The organism is Amycolatopsis sp. NPDC058340 (assembly GCF_042723975.1).
In the GTDB taxonomy this organism is placed as follows: Bacteria; Actinomycetota; Actinomycetes; order Mycobacteriales; family Pseudonocardiaceae; genus Amycolatopsis.
In genome coordinates, this window is the sequence record NZ_JBHXIB010000058.1 from 25397 (window position 1) to 49404 (window position 24008).

Consider the following 24008-nt stretch of genomic DNA (forward strand, 5'->3'; position numbering starts at 1 on the left):
CCCGGCCGGGGTGGCCTCGGTAGCCGGGAACGCGAGGGGTAGGTCATACACTTGGGCTATGACCACACCCGATCTGGACTCCCTGCGCCTGCTGGTGCTCGTGGACGAGCTCGGCAGTATCGGGCAGGCCGCGGCCAGCCTCGGGATCGCGCAGCCGTCGGCGAGCAAACGACTGTCCACAGTCGAGCGACGGCTGGGCCTGGTGCTGGTCGACCGTACGCGGCGCGGCTCCGCGCTCACCCCCGACGGCCGGGTCATCGCGGGCTGGGCGCACCGCGTGCTGTCCGAACTCGACGGTCTGCTCGACGGAGCCGAGGCGCTGCGCACCCAGCACGAGGCGCATCTGCGCGTCGCCGCCAGCATGACATTGGCCGAGTATCTGGTGCCCGGCTGGATCGGCGAGCTCAAACGCGGCGACCCCGGGCTGTACCTCGGGCTGGAGGTCACCAACTCCGACCAGGCCGCCGAAATGGCGCGCGAGGGCAAGGTCGATCTCGGGTTCGTCGAGTCGCCCGGTTCGCTGCCCGGCCTCTCGTCCCGGCGGGTGGCCACCGACCGCCTGGTCCTCGTCGTGCCCGCGAGCCATCCGTGGGCGCGCAAACGCCGTCCGCTGACCGCGGCCGAACTGGCGATCACGCCGCTCGTGGTCCGTGAACTCGGTTCCGGGACCAGGGAGACGGTCGACGCCGCCTTGCGCAAGGCGGGGGTCGGCCCGGCGAAACCGTTGCTGGAACTGGGCTCCGCCTCCGCCGTCCGCAACGCCGTGATCGCGGGCGCCGGACCGGCGGTGATCAGCGAGCTCGCCATCGCCCGTGACGTCGCCGACCGGCGGCTCGTCGCGGTCGCGGTGGACGGCGTCGATTTCGGCCGGGAGCTGCGCGCGGTGTGGCCGGCCGGGCGGCGGCTCGCCGGTCCGGCGGCGGAACTGCTGAGCATCGCGGTCCGGAATGCGAAAGCCCGCTGATTCCCTTCATGTTTTCCGCGCGTGATACCGAATCTCCCGGCGCCGTGATACCGACGATAGGGCGAAAGGGAGTCGAATTCAGGAAATGGGTACGGACCACTGATTCCAGTGGTCCGATGAAAGCGGAATGGCGTACTCCGGGTAACAGGCCGGATGGCGTATCGGGCGTTGGGACGCCTGGTCGTTGACGCTTCTTTCCTGTAGGGGCACGGAAAACCCGGCACCCCGATGTATCCGGAACGCTAAATTCTCACGACGGACTTCGCGTTTCGCAGGTCGGCGTACCGCCATCCGGTTCCTGTGACCGGAAACCCTACTGTCGAGTATTGACGCGAAGCCTCGCCTGCGTTTAAGTACGCCCGGTAACCAAGTCACTCTTCCGTGTGCCGGAGGCTTCCCGTGGGTAAGTCGATTCGTGGCGCCGATGCCTCACTGTTGACCGGTACGGCGGATCTGCTCGTCGCGGTGCACCCTTTCGGTGTGCCGTCCGCGCGGTTCACCGCCGCGGCGACACGGGCCGGTGCGCTCGGCGTCCTGGATCTGACCAGCGGAAACCGGGCGGCTCGCGAAGAACTCGACCTGGCCGGGGACTGGCTCACGACCGGCTTCGGTGTCCGCGTCGCGGGACCGGTCGAGCTTCCTGCCGCGGCGCACACGGTTCTGCTCGCCGCGGGTGCGCCACAGTCCACAGTGGACTTTCCGGGCCGCCGGGTGCTCATGGAAGTCACGAGCCGGGACGAAGCCGTGCGAGCGGTCGCCGCCGGCGCGGACGGGCTCGTCGCCCGCGGTCACGAGGCGGGCGGCAGGGTCGGCGAACTCGGCACCTTCGTGTTCCTGCAGCAGTTGCTGACCGATCCGGCGATCGGCGTGCCGGTCTGGGCGTACGGCGGGATCGGTGCGCACACCGCGGCCGCCGCCGTGGCCGGAGGCGCCGCCGGCGTCGTCCTCGACACGGCGTTCGCGCTGCTCCCCGAAGCGGAGCTTCCGTCGGACGTCACGATGGCGCTGGAAGGTCTCGACGGTTCCGAGACCATTGTGGACGGCGGTGTCCGTCGGCTGCGCCGCCGTCCGGTGGAAGCCGGGCAGGACGCCTTCCTTCCCGGGCGGTTCCGAGCCCGCTGGGGAACCCTCCCGGCCGCGATCCACGGCGTTCGCGCGTCGATCGCCGAGGGGCTCACCGCTTCCGGCGGCCCGTTGCCGCTCGCGCAAGGCCCGATGACCAGGGTCAGCGACCGGCCCGAATTCGCGCTGGCCGTCGCCGCCGGGGGAGCGTTGCCGTTCCTGGCTCTGGCCTTGTCCGGGCCCGCGCAGACCCGCGAGATGCTCGAAGCGACCAAGACGGCATTGGGCGACGCGCCCTGGGGTGTCGGCGTGCTCGGCTTCGCGGCCGAGGACGTCCGTGCCGCGCAGCTCGAGGTGATCCGCGAGATCCGGCCGAGCCACGCGATCATCGCCGGTGGCCGTCCGGCACAGGCGAAGGCGCTGGAAGAGGCCGGCATCTCGACGTTCTTGCACGTCCCGTCGCCGGGATTGCTGCGCCAGTTCCTCGAAGCGGGCGCGCGCAAGTTCGTCTTCGAAGGCTCCGAATGCGGTGGACATGTCGGGCCGAGGGCGAGTTTTCCCTTGTGGGAAGCCCAGATCGACGTGCTCCGCGACTACGCGGCGGAGGTCGAGGTGTACTTCGCCGGTGGGGTCCACGACGAGCGATCGGCCGCGATGGTCACCGCCGCCGCGGCCCCGCTGACCCGGCTCGGCGCGACGGCCGGTCTGCTGATGGGCACCGCGTATCTGTTCACCGAGGAGGCCGTCCGCGCGGGCGCCGTCCTGCCGTCGTTCCAGCGCCAGGTCGTCGAAGCCACGCGCACCGACCTGCTGGAGACGGCGCCGGGACACGCGACACGGTGCGTACGTTCGGCGTTCACCACTGAATACGCGGAGCTCAAACGGGCGCTGAAGGACCAGGGCCTGCCGGACCGCGAGGCCTGGGAGCGGCTGGAGAAGCTCAACGTCGGACGGCTTCGCCTGGCGAGCAAGGGAATCGAGCGCGTCGGGGACATGCTCGGCCCGGTCGCCGAAGACCGGCAGCTCGCCGAGGGCATGTTCATGGCGGGCGACGTCGCCGTGCTGCGCTCCGAGGTCACGACGATCGCCCGGTTGCACGAGGCCGTCGGGCCGGGAGCCCAGGCGTTTCTCGCCGCCCGCGCCACCGAGCTGCTGGATGGCGTGGACGAGGAGCCCGTTCCGGAACCGCTCGACATCGCCATCGTCGGGATGGCCGGTGTCTTCCCGCAGGCCGGGGATCTCGCCGCGTACTGGGCGAACATCCTGTCCGGAGCGGACTCCGTCACCGAGGTGCCGGCCCGGCGCTGGGATCCGGCGCTCTACTACGCGCCCGACGGCGACGGCGAGAAGACGCCGTCGCGCTGGGGCGGTTTCCTGCCGGAGATCCCGTTCGACCCGCTGGGCCACGGCATCCCGCCCGCGTCGCTCGCGAGTATCGAACCCGTGCAGCTGCTGGCGCTGGAGGTGTCGCGGCGGGCGCTCGCCGACGCCGGATACGCCGAACGCGCCTTCGACCGGTCCCGCACATCGGTGGTCTTCGGCGCGGAAGCCGGGAGCGACCTGTCCAACGCGATGACCCTGCGGACCGTGCTCCCGTCCTACCTCGGCGAACTCCCGGCCGACCTCGACCGCCAGTTGCCGCGCCTGACCGAGGACTCGTTCCCCGGGGTGCTCGCCAACGTCATCGCGGGCCGGATCGCGAACCGGCTCGACCTCGGCGGCGCGAACTACACGGTCGACGCGGCGTGCGCCTCGTCGCTGACCGCCGTCGACGTCGCCTGCAAGGAACTCGTCACCGGTAGCAGCGACCTCGTCCTGTGCGGCGGCGCCGACCTGCACAACGGGATCAACGACTACCTGTTGTTCTCCTCGGTGCACGCGCTCTCGCCGTCCGGCCGCTCGGCCACCTTCGACAGCGGCGCCGACGGGATCGCGCTGGGCGAGGGCGTCGCCTGCGTCGTCCTGAAGCGGCTGGCGGACGCCGAACGCGACGGCGACCGCGTCTACGCCGTCATCAAAGGCGTCGGCAGTGCCAGCGACGGACGGGCACTCGGGCTCACCGCACCCCGGCCGGAGGGCCAGCACAACGCGCTGGCCAGGGCGTACCGCAACGCCGGGATCTCTCCGTCGCGGGTCGGGCTCGTCGAAGCGCACGGCACCGGCACCGTCGTGGGCGACCGCACCGAACTCGCCACCCTGACCAAGGTGTTCGCCGAAGCGGGCGCCGAACCCGGCCGGTGCGCGCTCGGTTCGGTGAAATCCCAGATCGGGCACACGAAATGCGCCGCCGGGCTGGCCGGGTTGATCAAGGCGAGCCTCGCGCTGCACACCGGCGTCAAACCGCCGACGCTGCATCTGGAGAAGCCGAATCCGGCGTGGGACCCGGAGACCAGCCCGTTCGCGTTCCACACCGAGGCCCGGCCGTGGGCCGAGGCCGAACGCGTCGCCGGGGTGAGCGCCTTCGGGTTCGGCGGCACGAACTTCCACGTCGTCCTGACCTCGTACGAAGGCGCCGTCCCGCCCGCGAAGACCCTCGACGAATGGCCTGCCGAGCTGTTCCTGTTCGCGGGTGACAAGGACGCCCAGGATCTCCTGGCCGCCACGGGGCAGGGCCTGCGGCTGCGGGATCTGGCGTTCGCCGCGTCCCGCCGGGCGGAAAGCCGTGGCGGCCGGACGAGGTTCGCCATCCTGGCGTCCACTGTGGACGAACTGGCCTCGTCGCTGCGCCGGGCCATCGCCGGGGACCGGGACGAGAAAGCGGGCATCTTCGGCGCAGACGACGCGCCGGTGGGCGAGATAGCGTTCCTCTTTCCCGGCCAGGGCAGCCAGCGGCCGGGTATGTTCGCGGACCTCTTCGTCGCATTCCCGGAGCTGCGGCGCTACCTCGCGCACGCCGGGAGCACCGTCGACGTCCTGTTCCCGCCCGCCGCGTTCGACGAGGCCGGACGTGAGGCGCAGCGTGTCCGGCTGACGGACACCCGGGCCGCGCAACCCGCGCTCGGGATCGTCGGGCTCGCCGCGCAACACCTGTTGAACACGGCCGGGATCCGGCCCTCGATGGTGGCGGGGCACAGCTACGGCGAACTGGTCGCGCTGACCGCCGCCGGTGCGTTGAGTTCGGCTTCGCTGCTGGAACTCAGCCGGGCACGGGCGACGGCGATTCTCGGTGCGACCGGTACCGGCGACCCGGGAACGATGGCGGCCGTCGCCGCGAACGCCCCCGACGTCGAAGAAGTGATCGCCGCCGAGGGCCTGACCGGAACCGTCGTCACCGCCAACCGGAATTCACCGGAACAGACGGTGATCTCGGGACCGACCGCCGCCGTCGGCGTGGCGGTGGACCGGTTGCGCGCCCGCGGGATCGGGGCGAAATCCCTCTCGGTCGGGTGCGCCTTCCACAGCCCGATGGTCGCCCCGGCGGAGACGGAGTTCGCCCGCGTGCTCGGCACCGTCGCGGTCAGGGAACCGGAAATCCCGGTGTGGGCCAACCGGACGGCAGCGCCTTACCCGTCCGCTCCGGACGGGATCCGCGCCGGACTGGCCGCGCAGCTCGGCGCGCCGGTGCGGTTCGCCGACCAGATCGAGGCCATGTACGCCGCGGGCGCCCGGACCTTCGTCGAAGCGGGCCCCGGCTCGGTCCTCACCCGGCTCGTCGCCGCCGTGCTCGACGGCCGTCCACATCGGACGGTCGCCCTCGAAGGCGGCCGCCGTACCGGGATCCCAGGTTTCCTCGCCGCGTTGGCGAGGCTGGCGGTCGCCGGTGCGGACGTCCGCACCGGACGGCTGTTCACCGGCCGCGCTTGCACGGACGCGTTGTCCGCTCGGCCACCGAAGAAGGCGGGCTGGACCGTCGACGGACATCTCGTCCGCACCGCCGACGGCGACATCCCCGCCACCGCCCTGCACCCAGCCCAGCGAATCCACACGGAGGCGATCGTGACTTCCCGGCCCGGCACCGACGGCGGCGAGGCGCTCATTTCGGAGTTCCTCCGCACCAGCCGCGAGATGATCGCCGCGCAACGGGACGTCCTGCTCGGCTACCTCGGCACCGATCCCGTCGTCCGGCCGCCCGCACCCCTCAGTCTTCCCGAGCCGGTACCCGTACCCGCTCCCGCGCCCGAACCCTCGATCTTCGACACTGTCGTCGAGGTGATCGGCGAGCGGACCGGCTATCCGGTGGACATGATCGAGCCGGAGCTGGACCTCGAAGCGGATCTGAGCGTGGACTCGATCAAACGGGCCGAGATCGCCGGGGAACTCGCGGCCCGGCTGGGCCTGACCGGCGGTGACCCCGAAGCCCTCGCCAAGGCCCGGACGGCCGCGGAACTCGCCGACCTGCTCGGCGGCGCGCCTTCCGGTGACAAGGTCGCCGAAGAGAGCGACGCCGTCATGGTGGCGCCGAAGCGCTACCTGATGCGGGAATTCGATCTCGCCGCCCCCGCCCCCTCCGACGAAGAACTCGCCGGGCTCCGCTTCGCCGTCGTCGGTGAAGGCCAGGTCGCCGAGATGCTCACCGCCCGCCTCGCCGGGTACGGCGCCGAAACCGAACTGGTCCAGGGCGTGCCGGAGCACGGCGCGGACGGCGTGTTCCACCTGTCACCGTCCTTCCCCGACGATTTCCCGTTGTACCAAGCGGTCCTGGCGGGTGGGCCGCGCTGGCTCATCGCGAACGGCCCCGCCGACGGCGCCCGTGGCTTCTTCCGGACGGTGGCCAGGGAGTACCCGGACACGGTCGCCCGCGTGGTGGAACAGCATCCCGAATCCACTGTGGACGAACAAGTGGAGACCCTGCTCGCCGAGCTGTCCGCCGGGGACTGGGAGCCGGTCGTCGTCCGCCGTGGCGGCGCGCGGCGTGGCCTGCGGATGACCGAGGAATACCTCGGCCTGCCCGGCAGCACGGGCGCCGGTCCGGCCGGTGACGGGACGGCCGAGGCCGAAGCGCTCGGCCTGGACCGGGATTCGGTCGTCCTCCTGGTCGGCGGGGCCAAGGGCATCACCGCCCGGCTGGCCACCACGCTGGCCTCGGCGTCGCGGTGCCGGATCGAACTGTTCGGCCGCACCGCCGTGCCCATCGACGGCGAGGAACCGGAGATCGCGACCGCGAAGACGACGGAAGAGCTGCGCGCCGCCCTGATCGGGAGCGGTCTGACCAAACCGGCCGAGATCGAGCGGACCATCCGGCTCATCGAGTCCGAACGCGAGGTCCGCGGGACGCTGCGGCGGATCGGCGCTCTCGGCAGCCCGGTGCGGTACCACTCGGTGGACGTGCTCGACGCGGAGGCCGTGCACCGCGCGGTCAAGGAGATCCACGCCGAACACGGCAGGCTCGACGGCATCGTCTACGCGGCGGGCGTCATCGAGGACAAGCTGATCGCGGAGAAGGACCCGGCGTCGTTCGACCGGGTCTTCGCCACCAAGGTCGAAGGGGCGAGCACCCTGCTCGCGGCGGCCGGTGAACTGCCGGAGGCGCCGAAGTTCGCCGTCCTGTTCGGCAGCGTCGCCGCGACACTGGGAAACCGCGGCCAGTCCGACTACGCGGCCGCGAACGACGCGCTGAAGGCGCTCGGGCACCGGTGGTCCACTGTGTACGGACGGCGTGGGCTCACCGTCCATTGGGGACCGTGGGCGCCGACCGGGGTGAACGACGGGATGGTCACCCCGGAGCTGATGCGGGACTACGCCCGGCGCGGGATCGAGCTGATCGACCCCGAGGAAGGCACCTTGAGCCTGCTGCGCGAACTGGCGTGGGGCGACGAGGCCCTCACGGCCGTCACCTACACCGCGTCGGGGTGGTGACCGGTGGCCGAAACGCCCCCGATCGCGATCGTCGGGATGTCGGTGCTGTTCCCGGGCGCCCCCGATCTCGATACCTACTGGCGCAACATCGTCGACGGTGTCGACGCGATCACGGAAGTCCCGGCCGACCGCTGGGATCCGGGTTTCTACCAGCCCGACGCCGAACCACGGGCGGACCGGATCTATTGCCATCGCGGCGGTTTCGTCGGTGAACTGGCCGAAGTGGACGTCACCGGCTTCGGTGTGATGCCGTCGTCGGTCCCCGGCACCGAACCCGACCAGCTGATCGCGCTGCGGGTGGCCGCGCAGGCCATCGCCGACGCGGGCGGCGAGCACCGGCTGCCCGCCGACCGGCAGCGGACCGGGGTCATCCTCGGCCGCGGCGGCTATCTGACGCCCGGTCTGGTGCGGCTCGACCAGCGGGTCCGCACGGCCACCCAGGTCGTCCGCACGCTCGGCGAGCTGATGCCCGAACTCGGCGGCGAGCGGCTGGAGGAACTCCGCCGGGCCTTCACCGACCGGCTCGGTCCCGAAGCCCCCGACGCCGCGATCGGGCTCGTGCCCAACCTCGCCGCCTCGCGACTGGCGAACCGGCTCGACCTGCGCGGACCCGCGTACACAGTGGACGCCGCCTGCGCCTCCTCGCTCGTCGCCGTCGACCACGCCGTCCGTGAACTGGCGAGCGGGCGATGCGACGTCGTGCTGGCCGGTGGCGTGCACCATTGCCACGACGTCACCTTCTGGAGCGTGTTCTCCCAGCTCGGGGCGTTGTCGCGGAGCCAGCGGATCCGGCCCTTCCACCGGGACGCGGACGGGGTGCTGATCGGCGAGGGCACCGGCGTCGTCGTGCTCAAACGGCTCGCGGACGCCGAACGGGACGGCGACCGGGTCTACGCCGTCGTCACCGGGACCGGGGTGGCGAGCGACGGCCGGACCGCCGGACTGTCCACTCCGGACACCGCCGGACAGGTCCGCGCGGTGCGGCAGGCCTGGAGCGCGGCGGGGATCGACCCCGCCACGATCGGTCTGCTCGAAGCGCACGGGACCGCCACCCCGACGGGCGACGCCGCCGAACTGGCGACGATCACCGAGGTCTTCGGGCGGACGGACCGGCCGACCGCGGTGCTCGGCTCGGTCAAGTCGATGATCGGGCACACCATGCCCGCCGCGGGGGTCGCCGGACTCGTCAAGGCCGCTTTGGCCGTGTACCACGGGGTTCTCCCGCCCACCCTGCACTGCGAGGACCCGCATCCGGCGCTGGCGGCGACCCGGTTCGAGACGCTCGGCGCCGCGAAGACCTGGAAGACCGACGACCGGCGGCCGGTGCGGCGGGCCGGGGTCAACGCGTTCGGCTTCGGCGGGATCAACGCCCACGTGGTCCTGGAGCAGGCCGCGACCCGGCCCGCGGTCGAGGTTTCCGAGCCCGAACGGGTCCTGCGGCTCTCGGCGCCGACCGTCGCCGAGATGGGCTGTCTGCTCGACCACGACGACGTCCTGAGCGAGAGCGACACCGGACGCGGCCGGGTCCGGCTCGGGCTCGTCGACCCGACGCCCAAGCGGCTGAACCTGGCCAGGAAAGTGGTCGCGAAGGGCAGACCCTGGCGCGGCCGCAACGACCTCTGGTTCGTTCCGGAACCGCTGCTCGGCCAGGGCGGGGGCAAGCTCGCGTTCGTCTTCCCCGGGCTGGAGAACGAATTCGAGGCCAACGCCGACGACATCGCCCGGCATTTCGGGATCCGCTGGGAAGCGCCGGACGTCACCATCGGCGACGTCGGCAGGCACGGCAAGGGCGTGTTCCAGCTGGGCAGGCTGCTCGACACGGCGTTGCGCACGCTGCGTGTCACCCCGGACGCGCTCGCCGGGCACAGCCTGGGGGAGTGGACCGCCATGGCCGTCGCCGGGATCCACGACGACACCGAGGTGGACGCGTTCCTGGCGGGCTTCGATCCCGACGCGCTCAAGGTGCCTGGACTGGCCTTCGCGGTGATCGGCGCGGCCGCCTCCGTGGTCGCCGAAGTCCTCAAAGGACAGTCCGAAGTGGTCCTTTCCCACGACAACGCGCCCCATCAGGCGATGATCTGCGGGCCGGCGGAGGCCGTCGACCGCTTCGTACGCGAGTTCCGGGCGGACGGCGTGATCTCCCAGGTGCTGCCGTTCCGGTCCGGCTTCCACACCCCGATGCTCGCCCCGTATCTCGGCCCGATCCGCGAGGCCGCCGAACGTTACACGCTGCATCCGGCGAAACTCCCGGTCTGGTCCGCCACGACCGGGAAGCCCTACCCCGCGGCCGCCGCGGAAGTACGGGACCTGTTCGTCCGGCATCTGCTGGAGCCGGTGCGGTTCCGGGGTCTCGTGGAGAACATGTACGCGGCCGGATTCCGCGCGTTCGTGCAGGTGGGTGCCGGGCAGCTCGGGTCGCTGATCGGGAACACCCTGCACGACCGCGAACACCTCGTCGTCGCCGCGCATTCCGCGCACCGGCCCGGCGTCGGGCAGCTCCTGCGGACCGCGACCGCCATGTGGGCCGACGGCGCCGATCCGGCGTTCGAAGTCTTGCCGGGCCAACGCGGCACGCGACGCGGCCGGGCGATCCGGCTCGACCTCGGCGGCGCGCTGGTGTCGCTCGACGAACGCGTCCGGCACGGGTTCCGCCCGTCGGGAGCCGGCACGTCCACTTTGGACCGGATCGCGCGACGGAACCCGCTGGCAGCCGAATTCTCCGGGTTGCTGGCCGACACCGCCGGCCTGGCGGCGGAACTGTTCGCCGCCAGGTCGGCGCCCCGGATCCGGCCGTCGCGCACCGAACTCCGCGTCTCCGTCGAGACCATGCCGTATCTGCTCGACCACTGCTTCTTCAAGCAGCCACCCGGTGCCGATCCCGCCGACTCGTGGCCGGTCGTGCCCGCCACGACGGTGATCGGGCACCTTATGGACTTCGCCGAACAGGCCGCGCCGGGCCGGCGCGCGGTGGCGCTGGAGGACGTCCGGCTGAACCAGTGGATCGCCGCGATTCCCGCGCTGGACGTGCCGGTGACCGTGGTGCCGCAGGGCGCTTCCCGGGTGGGTGTCTGCCTCGGCGGCTACTCCAGGGCCGTCATCGATCTGGACGCCGCGTTTCCCGCCGATCCGCCCGGGCCGTGGACCTTCCCCGCCGCACTGGAGCGGACGCCGGATCTGCGCGCAGAGCAGCTCTACACCGATCGCTGGATGTTCCACGGGCCGAGGTTCCAGGGCGTCGAAGAACTGGTCGCGGTCGGGGATCGCCACGTGCGCGGAGTGCTGCGGACCCCGGACGCGCCGGGGGCGCTGCTGGACAACGCGGGGCAGTTGCTCGGGTACTGGATCATGTCCCGGTTGCCCGCGCGGACCACGGTGTTCCCGGTGGGAATGCGGCGGATCCGGTTCTACGGCGAACATCCCTTACCGGGTGACCGGGTCGATTGCGTCGTCCGCATCGTTTCGGTGACCGACACGGAACTCGAAGCGGACGTCCAGCTGATCCGCGGTGGCCGGGTCTGGGCCGAGGTCGAGGGCTGGCGCGATCGGCGGTTCGACAGCAATCCGGTGATCAGGGCGATGGACCGGCGGCCCGAGCGGGCCACGCTGTCCGAAGAACGCCCTGGCGGCTGGGCGCTGGTCCGCGAGCAGTGGCCCGATCTGGCCACCCGTGAGCTGATCATGCGGAACGTGCTGGCGGGAAAGGAAAGACAGGCGTACGCCGACCAGGCTCCGCGCCGGAAACGGACCTGGCTGCTCGGCCGGATCGCGGCGAAGGACGCCGTCCGGGGTCTCTTGTGGACAGCCGGTGCGGGTGACATCTTCCCCGCCGAGCTGCGGATCGGGAACGATTCGTCGGGGGCGCCGATCGTCTCGGGCGCCTACGGGAGAAGCCTGCCGGATCTCACCGTCTCGATCGCCCACCGGGACGCGCTCGGCGTCGCCATCGCCCGCCGAGGGCCCTGCGGGATCGACATCGAAGCCGTCGAGGACCGGCCGGAGAGCACGGTCGCCGCGGCTCTCGACGCGGCGGAACGTGCCCTGCTCGGCGAGCCGGAAGCGTTGTGGTTCACGAGGTTCTGGGCCGCCAAGGAGGCCGTCGCGAAACGGCTCCGCACCGGCCTGCGCGGTGATCCGCGCGCTTTCGCCGTCGTCGGCGCGGACGACGGGCGGCTCACCGTCGAGGTGGGCGGTGCCCGGTATCCGGTGTGGCACACCACGATCACCACACCGGCGAAGGACTACGTCGTGGCTTGGACGGAGAACGAAGGATGACCACTGAAACCGAGGCGGCCGGGGCCGTGCTGGCCGACCTCACCGCGATGCTGCGCGAACTGCTCGCGGAATACGGCCTGGACGACGCCGAGATCGGCCGGGACACGAAATTCCACGACGACCTCGAACTGGAGAGCATCGACCTCGTGACGCTGTCCGGCCGGCTGCGCGATCACTACGGCGACAAGGTCAACTTCGCCGAGTTCATCGCGGAACGCGAACTGGACGAGATCATCGCGCTGACCGTCGGCGAACTCGTCGACCACGTGGTCGCGTCCCTCGACGGGAAGGCCTGAGCATGGCGAAGGTCAAGGTCGGCGACCTCGACGTCCACGTCCAGCGGCTCGGACCGTCGGACGGCGCGGCGCCGGTCGTGGTGTTCGTCCACGGCCTCCTCACCGACAGCCTGGCGAGCTACTACTTCACGCTCGGGCCCGCCTTCGCGGCGCAGGGCATCGACGTGGTCATGTACGACCTTCGCGGGCACGGCCGCACGACGCGGCCCGCCACCGGCTACCGGCTGGAGGAGTTCGTCGCCGATCTCGACGGCCTGCTCACCGCGCTGGGGATCGACCGGCCGGTGCACGTGGCCGGGAATTCCTTCGGCGGCTCGATCGCCTTCGGGCTCGCGGCTTCGCGTCCCGAGCGCGTCGCCAGCGTCGTCGCCATCGAAGCGGAGCCACCGACACGGGCCTGGGCCGGGCACATGGCCGAAGGGCTTGCCGACGCGAAGAACCGGCTGGCGCACGACGAGGTGATCGGCTGGATCGCCGAGAACCACGGCGCGCACACCGCCCGGCTGTCGAAATCCGCGTACAAGATCCTCGCCGCCACCACGCTGGCGGAGGACATCCCGCTGAGCCGGACCATCGACGACGACCTCGCGGCCGTCCGCTGCCCGGTGTTCGCGTTGTTCGGCGACCTGTCCGGGCTCTCGGCACAGGTCCCGGCCCTGGAGGGGAACCTCGGCCGTTGCCGCACCGTCGTCCTGCCCGACCAGGGGCATTCGGTGCTCGTCGAGTGCACCGCGGAGACGGCGGAGCTGATCCTGGGCTGGGTCCGCGAACACTCGTGCGAAACGGCGGCCTGAGTGGGCAGATTCCTCTTCGTCACCCCGCCGCTGACCGGGCACGTGAACCCCGCGGTCGGGGTCGCGGCCGCCCTCACCGCACGCGGGCACCAGGTCGCCTGGGCGGGGCGGCCCGAGGTCATCCGGCGGCTCGCCGGCGACGGCGCGGACGTGTTCCCGTGCGCGGTCCCGCGCCGCCTGCCCGAACGCGACGCGAGCCTCAAGGGACCGGCGGCGTTCCGCTTCCTGTGGGAGGAGTTCCTGATCCCGCTGGCCGAGGCGATGGCGCCCGGGGTCCGCGCCGCGATCGGCCGGTTCCGCCCGCAGGTGGTGATCGCCGACCAGCAGGCCATCGCCGGCGGTCTCGTCGCCGACGGGCTCGGCCTGCCGTGGGTCACCTCCGCGACGACGTCCGCGGAACTCGTCGACCTCTTGGCCGGGCTCCCCAAGGTGGCGGCCTGGCTCGACGACCTCCTCGACGGCCTGCGCGCGCGGATCGACGGCGGCCCCGCCGACCCCAGGATGTCGCCGCACGGCGTGCTCGCGTTCACCACCCGGGAGTTGCTCGGCCCGGCCACGCTCCCGAGCCGGGTCCGGCTGGTCGGGCCGTCCATCGGCGGGCGCGCGCCGACCGGGGGCTTCCCGTGGGACCGGCTCGACCGGGCGGTGCCGACGGTGTTCGTCACCCTCGGCACCGCGAACGCCGACGCCGCCGGGGATTTCCTCCGCGCGGCGGCCCGCGGACTCTCGGAGGTCGACGGGATCCGGACCGTCGTCGCCGATCCCGGCGGTGTGGTGGGGCCGGTGGGAGACACGGTGCTCGTGGAGCCCCAGGTGCCCCAGATGGCACTTCTCGCCCGCGTGGACGCCGTCGTCTGCCACGGCGGGCACAACACCGTCTGCGAAAGCCTGTGGCACGGGGTGCCGCTCGTGGTCGCGCCGATCCGGGACGATCAGCCGATCATCGCCGGTCAGGTCGTCGACGCGGGTGCCGGTGTCCGGCTGCGGTTCGGGAAGGCGAAACCCGACCGGATCGCGGCAGCCGTGACCAAGGTGCTGGGTGACCCGGGGTACCGGTCGGCCGCCGAAAAGGTGGGCGCCTCGTTCCGGGCGGCGGGCGGGGCCGCCACGGCGGCCGACCACCTGGAGGCTCTGCTCGCTTAGGAGGCCGCGGCCGAGACCTCGCGCAGGAGTTCTCCGGCGTCTTCGCCCCAGCGGGAAACGATGACGAGGTCGCGTTCGGGATCGACCCACAGGAGGTGCCTGCCGCCGTTTCCCCGGGCGCACCGGCCGCTCGGCGGGGCGGTGGGGGTAGACCAGCCGCCGGTCGTTGAGCCACCAGAGGTAGCCGTAGTCCGGGTTGTGCTCGCACGGGCTCCAGGTGATCGCGCTCGGGCCGTCCAGTTCGGGCGGGTCGAGCGTGTGGTCACCGGCCGGTGGAGATCGGGGATCAGTCCGGCATCGAAGGCGAGGCCCGCGACGGTCGACACGACGCTCTTGGTGGCGCTGAACGCCATTTCGGGCACCCCGGGTAGCTCCCCATATCCTCGATGCCCGGCGTGACCCGCGCCTGCTGTGCCACCGCGGCGGCACGGATGACGGACAGCTTCACAGAAGACCCCCTTCACACACGGTGGCCAGCGTCCTCTACTCGGCTAGCCCTTGAAAAGCCCGCGTGTAGGGACTCTCCTGGAGGGGTACCAGCCTTCAGAAGGTGTGTCCTCGTGCTGGGAGTCGCCATGACCGCCGTGAAGCCCTCTCCGCGACCGGAGGCCGTCCGCTTCGGCGGGAGGCTCCGTGCCCCGAAGGGGAGTGTCTTCCTCAGCGTCGTCCGCACCACCGACCACAAGACGATCGGCGTGCTCTACCTGAGCACCTCGTTCGCGTTCTTCCTCGCCGGCGGCTTCATGGCGCTGCTGATGCGCGGCGAGCTGGGCAGGCCGGGCATGCAGTTCCTGTCGCAGGAGCAGTACAACCAGCTGTTCACCATGCACGGCCTGATCATGCTGCTGCTGTACGCGACGCCGAACCTCTTCGCCTTCGCCAACTACATCCTGCCGCTGCAGATCGGGTCACCGGACGTCGCGTTCCCGCGGCTGAACGCGTTTTCCTACTGGCTCTACCTCTTCGGCGGGCTGATGGTGCTCAGCTCGTTCCTGACGCCGGGCGGCGCGCCCGACTTCGGGTGGACGATGTACACGCCCCTGTCCAACGCCGCGCACGCCCCGGGAGTGGGCGCCGATCTGGTGCTCATGGGCCTGATCGTGTCCGGGCTCGGGACGATCCTCGGCGCGGTCAACATGGTCACCACGATCCTCTGCCTGCGCGCGCCGGGGATGACCATGTGGCGATTGCCGCTGTTCACCTGGAACATCCTGTTCACCACGATCCTGATCCTGGCGGTGTTCCCGATCCTCACCGCGGCCCTGTTCGGGCTGGAGGCGGACCGGCGGCTCGGCGCGCACGTGTTCGATCCGGCCAACGGCGGGGCGATCCTGTTCCAGCACCTGTTCTGGTTCTTCGGCCATCCCGAGGTGTACATCGTCGCGTTGCCGTATTTCGGCATCATCACCGAGATCGTCCCGGTGTTCAGCCGGAAACCGTTGTTCGGCTACAAACTGATGGTCTTCGCGACGATCGCGATCACCGCGCTGTCGTTCGCCGTGTGGGCGCACCACATGTTCGCCACCGGCGCGGTGCTGTTGCCGTTCTTCTCCATCATGACCTTCCTGATCGCGGTGCCCACCGGGATCAAGTTCTTCAACTGGATCGGCACCATGTGGAAGGGGCAGCTCACCTTCGAGTCGCCGATGCTGTGGTCGATCGGGTTCATGGTGACGTTCCTGCTCGGCGGGCTGACCGGGATCATCCTCGCTGCGCCACCGCTGGACTTCCACATCCACGACACCTATTTCGTGGTGGCGCATTTCCACTACGTGCTGTTCGGCACCATCGTGTTCGCCACCTTCGCCGGGATCTACTTCTGGTTCCCCAAGATGACCGGGCGGATGCTCGACGAGCGGCTCGCGAAGCTCCATTTCTGGACGACGTTCATCGGCTTCCACATGACGTTCCTCGTCCAGCATTGGCTCGGTAACGAAGGAATGCCGCGCCGCTACGCCGACTACCTGAGCTCGGACGGTTTCACCCTGCTGCACACAATTTCCACGATCGGCGCGTTCCTGCTCGGCGCGTCGGTGCTGCCGTTCCTGTGGAACGTCGTCCGCAGCTACCGGTTCGGGGAGGTCGTCGAAGTCGACGACCCGTGGGGACACGGGAACTCCCTGGAGTGGGCGACGACCTGTCCGCCGCCCCGGCACAACTTCTTCGATCTGCCGAGGATCCGGTCGGAACGGCCGGCGTTCGAACTCCACTATCCGCATATGGTTCCCCGGCTGCGCGCCGAGGGGCACACGACCCCGTTCCAGCGCCGCGACCAGTCCGCCCCGTCGGAAGTGGTGGCGGACAAGGCACTGAAGGACGAGGACACCGCCTGAGGCGAGGAAATGAGGTACCGCGCATGATTTCGATGGACGTCGAGGGGATGGCAGTCCTGGCCCCGGAAGCGGCACCGGTGATGTTGCTGCGGGAACGGGAGGGCGAACGCCGCTGGCTGGCGATCACGATCGGCGGCCCGGAGGCGAGCGCGGTGGCGCTCGCGCAGGAGCGGATCCGGCTGCCGAGGCCCGGCACGATCGAACTGATCGGGCAGGTCGTCGAGTCGTTCGGGCACCGGGTCACCGGGGTACAGGTCACCGCGCTGCGGGACGGCATCTTCTTCGCCGACCTGGTACTCGATTCCGGGATCCGCGTCTCGGCCCGGCCGAGTGACGCGGTCGCGATCGGGTTACGGGCCGGGGTCGGGATCGAGGTGGCGGACGCGGTACTGGAGGTCGCTTCGGTGCGGGTCGAGATCGTGGGCACCGGGCCCGACGCGGAACTGCCGACGGTGCCGTCCGACCCGGTCGCGCAGGAGCGGGAGGTCGAGGAGTTCCGGGCGGCGCTGGACAAGATCGCGCCGGAGGATTTCGGGGACGGGCCGCCCGGACCGTGAGATGAAGGGGCCTTTCACCGCGAATTTCGCGATGAAAGGCCCCTTCATCTCACTTGGCGCTGGGAGGGCTACCGCAGCTTCGCCAGGCCCTCTTCGATCGCCTCGATGATACGAGGCCGCATCTCGGCGGCGCTGATGATCGCGTCCACCGAACCGACCTTCACCGCGCGCTCGATGCTGTGCACACCGTCGAACTCGGCCGCGACCGCGCCCAGCTTCTCGGCCCGCACGGACGCCTGGACCTCGGCCAGCTCCGCGGCCAGCGCGGCGCGTTCGGCACCGGACGCCCCACTGAGCTTCTCGGTGAGCGACCGCACCCGCTGATCCGCCGCGGTCCGCGCGTTGACCTCACCGGCGAACACGACCGCCGCGGCGGGCGCCCCGCCGAGCACGGAGGCGAACGAGCCTTCCAGCGCCAGCACCGTCATGTTCGGGTTCAGCGCCTTCGAGAAGACCACGAACGCGCCGCCGTGGTACCGCGAGATCACGGTGAACACGATCGGGCCCTCGAAGTTGACGATCGCCCGGCCGATCTCCGCGCCGTACTCCAGCTGCAGTTTCCGCATCGACTCCGGCGAGCCGTCGAAGCCGGACAGGTTCGCCAGCACCACCAGCGGCCGGTTGCCGCTGGCCGCGTTGATCGCCCGCGCCGCCTTCTTCGACGACCGCGGGAACAGCGTGCCCGCGGTGTAGGTGTCCGGGCCGTCGGTGGGCGGGAAGCCGCGGCGCGGCACCGAACGCGATTCGATGCCGAGCAGGCACACCGGCCGCCCGCCGAGGTGCACGTCCTGCACGGCCGCGGTCTCCGCGTCCGCCATACCGGGCCAGCGCTCCAGCACCGGGTGGTCCTGGTCCGACAGCGCGCGCATCACCGTGCGGATGTCGAACGGCTTCTTGCGGTCCGGGTTGGCCTCCCGCGAGAAGATCTGGCCGACCGTGGTGAAGTCGCTGTCGACGGCCGCGTGCGGGAACGACGAGATGTCCCGGTCGATCGGGTCGTTCGTGACCGCCTTGCGCGGACCGGACTCGTCCGGCGCCACGTACGTGTGGTCGTAGTGCGACATCAGCACGTCGCGTGCCGCGGCGAGGTTCGGTGCCCAGTACTGCGCCTGGCCGTTCGGGCCCATGACGCGGTCGTAGCCGCCGATGCCGAAGTTGTCCTCGGCCGAGACGCCACCGGAGAAGTCGAGGGACTGCTTACCGGTCAGCACCATCGCGGAATCCGGCGTCATCACCAGGATTCCCTTGGTGTGCATGAGCATCGTCGCTTCGGCGTTCCAGTACGGCTGGGCGCCGACGTTGATCCCCGCGACCACGATGTTGATCTCGCCGCCGTCCTGGGTGAAGTGCACGATCCGCTTGAGCGCGGCCGCGACCCAGTCCATGTTCTCGGTACCGGACTCCATCGAGATCCGGGCGCCGGCCGAGAGCGCGTACCACTCCAGCGGGACCCGGAGCCGCTCGGCGAGGTCCAGTGCCGCGATCACCCGCGAGCATTCCGGCTCCGACAGCGCGCCGAGCGCCTTCGTCGGGTCGCCGAGCAGCACCACGCGCTTGACGCCCTCCGGGTGGCGTTCGGTCGGCGTGGTGACCACACCGGCGACGATCGCCGCCTTGTTGCGGCCCTTCTTCCGGTCGACCGGGACGAGGGTGTTCGTGTCGTCCATGTCGTACTCGGTGAACGAGCCGAGCATCTCGGTCAGCTCGTACGGGTACACGGTGTCGCGGCGCCGGGCGCGCAGCACGTTCTGGCGGTAGTCGTCGAGCGGGAGGATCGGCTCGGTGGTGGGCTCGGACAGCGACATCTGCACGCCGCCGCTCACGTCGTAGCCGATGCGCACGGCGACCTCTTTGACCTCGCCGGTCGCGCGGTCGCGCTGCCTGCCGAGGAACTGGACCTCTTCGAGGCCCGCGCCCGCCGTCGACGGCTGCACCCGCTGGGCGACCGTGTCCAGCTCCTCGCCGGTGAGCTCACTGGTCGGCCAGACGTACAGCATGATCCGGTTGGTGTCGAAGCGCTTCTTCGGCGGAAGCTTCGCCTGCACCTCACGGATCGCGTCGAGGCAGCCTGCCAGCGTGCCTTCGACCGCGGGCAGGGCCAGCAGTTTCCCGTCGTTGTCCCGCAACGGGGTCAGGTCACGGACCTGGGCGAGCGCGACCAGCCGCTGATCCGACGGGTTCATCGGCGAGACGCACTTGAACAGGTAGACGTCCTCGTCACCCGACGGCAGGCGCGTGAGGTCGAAGTTCGCCAGCCGCTGCAACTGCATCCGCTGCGCGATCAGCGGGTGCAGGCCGCGGATCAGCCGCTCCTCGCTGAACCCGGTCGAGGACGGGCGGAAGGTGAAGTGGTGGTGCATCACCGCGCCGCCGTGCCCGGCGACGGTGGTGGTGATCCGCCGGATCCGGCTCGGCAACGCCTCGGCCGTGAGGACCTCGCGCAGCCCCGCGGCCATCGCGTCGTCGTCGGCCGACTCGTCGTCCCACGTCAGGTAGAGGTCCGCCTCGACGTCGGTGTCGGCGGGCAGCTGGGCGGCGAGATCGGCGACCGCCTTGATCGCCCCGGGCAGCCCGGCGCGGTCGACGGCGGTGGTGGCCATGTGGAACCGCTCGTTCGCGTCGGCGTAGTCACCGGTGACGAAGGTGCAGCCGCCGACGGTGACCTGCCCGACGCCGGTGAGCGCGCGGTTGCCGTAGTAGCGGCGGCTCAGCACTTCCAGCAGCGGCGTGTGATCGGTGCCGGGGCGGCCGATCCGCTGTCCGAGCAGGCGGACCAGCGGCTGCGCGCTGGCCAGCATGCTCGCGATCCGCTCGGCGCGGTCCGGCGAATCCGGGTGCAGGTCGAGGTGACGCAGGTGTTTGCGGACCTCGCTGTACACCTCGGCGCGGGTGCGGCGCAGCAGCGGCTGGGCGAACCAGCGGAACACCACGCTGCGCGCCAGGTCGCCGACCACCGGGAAACGGAGCTGGGTGGCGGCGATGAGCGCCTCCAGCGCCTTCCCCGCCGGCTCGCGCATCGACTCGAACGGCTGCGGCTCGGTGAGCCACTGCCGCAGCAGCGCGGTGACGACCGCGACGTCGGACGAGGTCCGCTGCTGGGCGAGGAAGATGCGGAAGACCGCCTCCTCCAGCTCCGGCGTCCGCTCCAGATCCTGGATGCCGTAGTGCGCCAGCACCTTCTTGAGCTTGTTCTGGAACGACTCCGACAGCCCGGCGCGTTCGACGTCGAGGCTCTGCAGGTACGTGTGGAAGAACTCGCGGGAGCTGTGCACCCGGGTGTCCGTCTTGGCGTCTTCGCGGGCAGGCTTGTTGCGCATCAGCTCGGAGAGGTCGGCGAACACGGTCAGCAGTTCGACCTCGCCCTCCAGCGGACGGTCGCCGTTGCCCTCCAGTTCGTCACGGGCGGCGAGGTACGCGCTGAGCGTGCGGCGTTCGTCGTGCGGGTCGACGTCGAAGCCGAGCAGGAGACTGCGCAGATCCTGCTGTCCCCGCGTGATCCGCTGCGCGGCCGACGTTCCGTCCGGTTCGGCGGGCAGCTCGATCTCGACACTGCCCGCGTCCTCCGCGACCTCGGCGCCTTCCTCCGCCAGCGGCTCGAGCCGCAGCAGGGGAGCGCCGGTCTCGACCTGGCTGCCGACCGAGACGACGCACTCACGCAGCTTCGCGCGGAACGGCGCGCGGAGCACCGTCTCCATCTTCATGCTTTCCAGCACCAGCACGGGCGCGCCTGCCTCGACCTCGGCGCCGACCTCCAGCGGGGTCGCGACGACGAGCGCGGGCGCGGGGGAGCGGACGACGCCGCCCTCGTCACGGCTGATGCGGTGGGTGATGCCGTCGACCTCGACCAGGTGGATCGGGCCGTGGGTACCGGTGACCAGGCGGAACCGGGTGCCGTTGACGGTGATCTGGCCGGTGTGCTCGTCGAACCGGTCGACCTCGACGTCGGCGGGGTGGATGTCGCCGCCCGCCGAGACGCCGACGCGGAACCGGCGGTGGCCGATCCTGGCGACGCTCACGCGGTACGCGGCGCCGCGCAGCTTGAGGTCGAGCGGACGGCCGCTCTCGTGCTGGACCTGCGGGCGGCCACCGTGCGCGGTGGAGAGAAGTCGTTGGCGTTCAACGGCTTCCTCGTCCTCGTAGGCCTCGATGGCGGCGGCCGCGAGCGCGATCGCCGAATGGCGGTGGGTGACGAGCTTGCCCTCGGCGCGGACGCGGTCGATCCAGCCGGTGTCGGCGCTGCCGTCGATCACCTCGGGCTGGTCGAGCAGGTCGAGGACGAAGCTCTTGTTGGTCGCGCCGCCCTCGATGATGACCGTGGTCTGCGCCATCGCGCGGCGCAGACGGCCGAGCGCCTCGTCACGGTCGCGGCCGTAGGCGATGATCTTCGCGATCATCGAGTCGAAGTCGGCCGGGATGGTGTCGCCTTCGCTGACCCCGGTGTCGACGCGGATGCCGGGGCCGGCGGGCAGGTCCAGGCGGGCGATACGGCCCGGCGACGGCGCGAAGTCGCGGTCCGGGTCCTCGGCGTTGAGCCGCGCCTCGACGGCGTGACCGAACTCGACGGGCTGGACGCCGTCGAGCTTGCCGCCGGAAGCGACGTGCAGCTGGGCCTTGACCAGGTCCATGCCGGTGGTCAGCTCGGTGATCGGGTGCTCGACCTGCAGGCGGGTGTTCACCTCGAGGAACGCGAACAGCTTGTCGCCGGGGTGGTAGAGGAACTCGACCGTGCCGGCGCCGCGGTAATCGACCGCGAGCGCGAGCCGCTCGGCGGACCGCTTGAGCTCGTCGGCCTGCTCGGCGCTCAGCACCGGGGAGGCGGACTCCTCGATGATCTTCTGGTTGCGGCGCTGCACCGAACAGTCGCGGACGCCGAGCGCCCACGCGGTGCCCTGGCCGTCGGCGATGACCTGGACCTCGACGTGCCGGGCGCCGGTGACCAGGCGCTCCAGGAAGACGACGCCGCTGCCGAAGGCGCGCTCGGCCTCCAGGCTGGTGCGCTCGTAGGCGTCCTTGAGCTCGTCGGCGGAAGTGATGACGCGGATACCGCGACCGCCGCCGCCGGCGGTGGCCTTGAGCATCAGCGGGTAGCCGATCTCGTCGGCGGCCTTGATGGCCGCGTCGAGATCCGCGACCGCGCCGCGGCTCCACGGAGCGACGGGCACGCCGACCTCTTCGGCGATCAGCTTCGCGCCGATCTTGTCGCCGAGCTTGCGCATCGCGTCCGCGCTCGGACCGATGAAGGTGACGCCCAGCCGCTCACACAGCTCGGCGAAGGCCGGATCCTCGGCGACGAAACCCCAGCCGACCCACGCCGCGTCGGCCCCGGTCTCGGTCAGCGCCCGCTCCAGCACGGCGAAATCGAGATAGGGGCGCGCCGACGCGGGTCCGAGGTTGTAGCTGATGTCGGCTTCCCGCACGAACGTCGCCGACCGGTCCGCGTCCGTGAAGAGCGCGACGGTCTCGATCCGCCGTCCGGTCTCCGCCGAAAGCTCGCGGACGGCGTGGATGAGCCGCATCGCGGCTTCTCCGCGGTTGACGATGGCGACACGACTGAACACCGACTGAGCCTCCCAAGTGCGCGACACCGCCCCGCCGGATCACGTGCGGGACAGTCTTCTGTACCTGTCTAACAGCCTGCCTCTTACCGGCCGGTACGAGAATGTCGCCGGTGGCGCATGCCGGGGGCCGGGGATTGTAGGAACCCGCCAAAAAGTGTCGTGGAACACCTAGCGGACGGGCCCGATGACGTCATGAAGTGGACAACTGGCGGCGCGGCCTGGCGGGCGGGGTCGCGAGGTGTCACCGGGTGTTCACGCCGGTTTCACCGGGGTGCTCGGGGGGTTGTCCCGGTTGCGTGGCCGCTTCTGGTGACGGGTGGCTGTCTGGGGCTCGGCGGCCGGGGGCGTTTTGCGGCTTTCGCGACGGGCGTTCGGTCTGGGGGCGCCGCGTCGTTGCGATGGGTCGGGCACTTCCGGGGGCGTCGTGTGGCGGTCGCCGTTTTTCGGCAGCGAGGGTGTTTGGTCGGGTGCGCGGCGGGGGTGTCGTTTCGGTGACTGGTGAGAGTTGGGTTCGCGGCACCGTGGTCGTTCTTCGGCGACGGGTGTTCGGTGGGCGTTGTGGTGGTGGTTCTCGATCGGGCCGTCGCCGTTTTTCGGCGATGGCCGGCTGCGCGTGTTCGGCGTCGATCTGATGGGCGGGCCTTGCTGTGGAGGTTGCCGGGCCGTGGCCGTTTTTCGGCGACGAAGACTGAAGGTTCTCGGGCTGGGGTGGGGCGGTGGTCGGGTGTGCGGCGTGGTGGTCGTTTTTCGGCGACGGTGGGTTGGTGGCTGGCGGGGTGTCGTTGTGGTGCGCTGGTCTGCGGGTCGGCGCTCCGTGGACGTCGCTGTTTCTCGGTAACGAGTATTGAAGGTGCTCGGACAGCGGAGGCGGCGGCCGGGTTCGCGGTGTGCGGGGTCGCGGTCGTGTTTCGGTGAGGGGTAGGGCGTCTTGGGGTGGTTCTCGATCGGGGTGTGGTCGCGGTCGGCGGGCAGGTCGGTGTCGTTCGTGGTGTGGCGTGGTGGTCGTTTTTCGGCGACGGTGGGTTGGTGGCTGGCGGGGTGTTGTTGTGGTGCGCTGGTCTGCGGGTTGGCGCTCCGTGGACGTCGCTGTTTCTCGGTAACGAGTATTGAAGGTGCTCGGACAGCGGAGGCGGCGGCTGGGTTCGCGGTGTGCGGGGTCGCGGTCGTGTTTCGGTGAGGGGTAGGGCGTCTTGGGGTGGTTCTCGATCGGGGTGTGGTCGCGGTCGGCGGGCA

General features: G+C 70.8%; 9 protein-coding genes. 8 read left to right on the forward strand and 1 reads right to left on the reverse strand.

Going from position 1 to position 24008, the window contains the following annotated elements; all coding sequences use genetic code 11:
* Window positions 1–58 precede the first annotated feature (58 nt).
* From ACFWIW_RS36535 to ACFWIW_RS36570, 8 genes are all read left to right on the forward strand, one after another.
* The gene (locus ACFWIW_RS36535) at window positions 59–964 is read left to right on the forward strand and encodes a LysR family transcriptional regulator (RefSeq protein WP_378372659.1); all 906 of its coding nucleotides are present in this window, start codon (window positions 59–61) and stop codon (window positions 962–964) included.
* A 399-nt stretch (window positions 965–1363) separates the two neighbouring features.
* Window positions 1364–7822: an SDR family oxidoreductase gene (locus tag ACFWIW_RS36540; protein ID WP_378372660.1), complete on the forward strand. Its 6459-nt coding sequence runs from the start codon at window positions 1364–1366 to the stop codon at window positions 7820–7822.
* A 3-nt stretch (window positions 7823–7825) separates the two neighbouring features.
* Window positions 7826–12094: a beta-ketoacyl synthase N-terminal-like domain-containing protein gene (locus tag ACFWIW_RS36545; protein ID WP_378372661.1), complete on the forward strand. Its 4269-nt coding sequence runs from the start codon at window positions 7826–7828 to the stop codon at window positions 12092–12094.
* Window positions 12091–12390 (forward strand): acyl carrier protein, encoded by a 300-nt coding sequence (locus tag ACFWIW_RS36550; RefSeq protein ID WP_378372662.1) that lies wholly within the window; start codon window positions 12091–12093, stop codon window positions 12388–12390. Before ACFWIW_RS36545 ends, ACFWIW_RS36550 begins: the two co-directional genes overlap by 4 nt.
* Window positions 12391–12392: 2 nt before the next feature.
* Window positions 12393–13184 (forward strand): alpha/beta fold hydrolase, encoded by a 792-nt coding sequence (locus ACFWIW_RS36555; RefSeq protein ID WP_378372663.1) that lies wholly within the window; start codon window positions 12393–12395, stop codon window positions 13182–13184.
* Window positions 13185–14327, forward strand: coding sequence for a glycosyltransferase (locus ACFWIW_RS36560; protein WP_378372664.1), 1143 nt, complete (start codon window positions 13185–13187; stop codon window positions 14325–14327).
* A gap of 575 nt (window positions 14328–14902) precedes the next feature.
* Window positions 14903–16660 (forward strand): cytochrome c oxidase subunit I, encoded by a 1758-nt coding sequence (gene ctaD / locus ACFWIW_RS36565; RefSeq protein ID WP_378372665.1) that lies wholly within the window; start codon window positions 14903–14905, stop codon window positions 16658–16660.
* 23 nt (window positions 16661–16683) lie between these two features.
* On the forward strand, window positions 16684–17217 hold the full coding sequence (locus ACFWIW_RS36570; protein ID WP_378372666.1) for a bifunctional nuclease family protein: 534 nt from the start codon (window positions 16684–16686) through the stop codon (window positions 17215–17217).
* 68 nt (window positions 17218–17285) lie between these two features.
* Here ACFWIW_RS36570 and ACFWIW_RS36575 read toward each other — a convergent pair whose 3' ends face one another.
* Window positions 17286–22775 carry a carboxyl transferase domain-containing protein gene (locus ACFWIW_RS36575; RefSeq protein ID WP_378372667.1) on the reverse strand — a complete coding sequence of 1830 codons (5490 nt, stop codon included), beginning with the start codon at window positions 22773–22775 and terminating at the stop codon, window positions 17286–17288.
* Window positions 22776–24008: the final 1233 nt, after the last annotated feature.

What these genes read in the sequence shown, in the direction of transcription:
- ACFWIW_RS36570 (WP_378372666.1), top strand. Translation starts at nt 16,684, where the DNA reads ATGATTTCGATGGACGTCGAGGGGATGGCAGTCCTGGCCCCGGAAGCG.
- ACFWIW_RS36535 (WP_378372659.1), top strand. Translation starts at nt 59, where the DNA reads ATGACCACACCCGATCTGGACTCCCTGCGCCTGCTGGTGCTCGTGGAC.
- ACFWIW_RS36550 (WP_378372662.1), top strand. Translation starts at nt 12,091, where the DNA reads ATGACCACTGAAACCGAGGCGGCCGGGGCCGTGCTGGCCGACCTCACC.
- ACFWIW_RS36555 (WP_378372663.1), top strand. Translation starts at nt 12,393, where the DNA reads ATGGCGAAGGTCAAGGTCGGCGACCTCGACGTCCACGTCCAGCGGCTC.
- ctaD (WP_378372665.1), top strand. Translation starts at nt 14,903, where the DNA reads ATGACCGCCGTGAAGCCCTCTCCGCGACCGGAGGCCGTCCGCTTCGGC.